General features: G+C 46.6%; 1 pseudogene. It reads left to right on the forward strand.

Going from position 1 to position 833, the window contains the following annotated elements:
- Positions 1 to 833: pseudogene (locus ACFIKD_RS09640) on the forward strand (hypothetical protein); the annotation flags it as partial.

An 833-nucleotide genomic window follows, 5' to 3' on the forward strand; every position in this document is an offset into this window, starting at 1 on the left:
GAATGAACAGCTTGCTGGCTATTTAGGTGGCGGAGCTGGATATGATGGTGAAGGTCAATGGCAAGCCCCACACTTCACGGTCAAGACCTTTGGAGAAGATGGCAGTGAGGGAAGCAAGAGCTATGACAGTGTTGCAGATGCCTTTGATGGTGTTAATGTTGCCTTCACAGGCTTTGAGCAGAAAGTTACCAATCAGATTGGAACGAAGGTTGATGAAGCAATCTCTCAAGCCAATGAAAAGAGCCTAGTTCAGCAAGATGCCGACACCAAGCGCATAACGATTGGTTCAGCTGTTGCTGGCAGTGAAATCAACATAGCGAATAAGTCTGGTGAAACGCGTACACTTTCGGGTGTTAAGGATGGAACTCTTGCCAAAGGCTCAAATGATGCAGTGACGGGTTCACAACTTTATGCAACGAATGAGAATGTGAAGGGTGTCAGTGATGATCTTCAGACAGTTGCTGAGAATGCCTCGAAATATTTAGGTGGTGGAGCCGATGTCTTAGAAGGGACCGAACCGAGCTATAAATTAGATGATAAAGAATATCATGATATTTCGGGTGCGTTTGGTGGGGGTGATCAAGGCTTCAAGGATCTTAAGGATCAAGTTGCTCAGAACAAAGATGAGGTTTCCGAACGTCTTCAAGATGCATTGTTGTGGGATGACGGGAAAGGTGCGTTTGTAGCGCAGCATGGTGCAGATAAGAGCAACAGTAAGATCACGTCTCTAGCAGCGGGTAATATCTCTAAAGATTCCAGTGATGCAGTCACGGGTTCTCAGCTTTACGGCTTTGGTAGTGATGTTGCTCAGTCTTTGGGTGGTGGAGCCGGTT

Source organism: Bartonella sp. CR84HXZ, from assembly GCF_042194535.1.
Classification (GTDB): Bacteria; Pseudomonadota; Alphaproteobacteria; order Rhizobiales; family Rhizobiaceae; genus Bartonella; species Bartonella grahamii.